We start from the raw sequence: 1324 nt of genomic DNA, 5'->3' as shown, positions 1-1324 counted from the left end.
ATTCATTCCAATGCTCAAAACAATTAATACTTCGGTATACGAATGATATAGACGCCAGCTCTATAAAAATGACTGGTCAAATCTTCGCTAGAATCGGTACGGTGAGTGCTTGGCAGAGCGCGCCGGCAGCGGGGAAATTCGATTCACCGCCATTCGTCTGAAGACCCACTTTCACTCCACGCCTTGACTACATTTTCAATGTTCCAGGCATTGCGGAAAATAAGACAAATTTTGAATTCTTAAAAATATGTTCAGACACGTCTGAAATTAGATGTTGTCTTGTAGGAATGCAGAAAATATGGAAGAGAGTGCAAGCGATACCGCACGTTGGCTAACAGGTTGACACCGGCATGTCGACATGCCACGGCGAAGACAGATCACGCAGCCCGACATTTTTGCTGAGAGGCGCCTGCCATCTCATCCCCACAGTGCTACGAGCAATCGCGGCCTGAAAACGCAAACCAATCGCGAAAGTGGCCCTTTACTATCAGCCACAAGGTTAGCTTTCTAACGAGCCACATTTGCGATTGCTGCGTCGGTCGACCTGGCGCATCTAATGAAGTAACAATCACGGCGGGACCGAGCTCCCGATGCAAGCAGCCAAGCATGTTTCCGGAGCCGTCGTATTCCAGAAAACCGAACGAATCGGCGTCGCTCGTGAAAGCTATTTCACTGACTCACTCCGCAGCGCGATGACAAATGCTCACGCTCTCGCAACGACGATGGTGCGTTTCAAACGGCTCACCGTGTAAATCCTAAATAGCCGTCCACGTCGTTTCGGTGTGGAACATCCGCACACCCTCACCCCTCGATTCAACCATGGCTCGTTGGCCATTCGCTGCGGCAACGAACCGCGATTGTCGAAGGCATCCGAAAACTTCATCCTGGCTCACGTGGAATCGCCGCCTGTGTTGCGATAGCGCCAGTTCGACGAATGTCGAACATGCCGGCAAACGCAAAGCATGGTCATTCGATGCCCCATTAAAACGCCTGGTATGGACGTCGTCTTCTTTCGTCCGACGAACCCACCCTTTCAGCCACCATTCGGACTAGTCAGATGCAATTTTTGGCGATTCATAACCAGTCAACTCGCCTCGAAATCTCAAAAATCTAGAATTTGGTCAAGAGCAAGGAAAGCACTGATTGACAGGAAGAGTGGCAGGAAATTGAGCTAACTCGATGCTGGCGTGCACCAGGCAGCGCGTCAATGAACCAACCGTCCCATTTGCAGCGAAGACTCATCAGAGCGTGTACAGGAACATGACGCCCACATTATTCGCATAACTGATTAATTATTTAACTTATCGGAAGTGAAATCATGAAC

Annotated in this window: 1 protein-coding gene; it reads left to right on the top strand. The window is 49.8% G+C overall.

The genetic code is table 11. The features are described from left to right. The first annotated feature begins 590 nt into the window (after window positions 1-590). Window positions 591-752, top strand: a complete 162-nt coding sequence (locus tag ABH945_RS36070) for a hypothetical protein (protein ID WP_429253884.1) — start codon at window positions 591-593, stop codon at window positions 750-752. Window positions 753-1324 lie beyond the last annotated feature (572 nt).

It is taken from the genome of Paraburkholderia sp. GAS333 (assembly GCF_050435665.1).
Taxonomy (GTDB): domain Bacteria; phylum Pseudomonadota; class Gammaproteobacteria; order Burkholderiales; family Burkholderiaceae; genus Paraburkholderia; species Paraburkholderia fungorum_A.
This window is presented reverse-complemented; position numbering and strand designations above follow the sequence as displayed.

Excerpts from the sequence above, each read along its gene's own strand:
- ABH945_RS36070 (WP_429253884.1), top strand. The coding sequence starts at position 591 with ATGCAAGCAGCCAAGCATGTTTCCGGAGCCGTCGTATTCCAGAAAACC.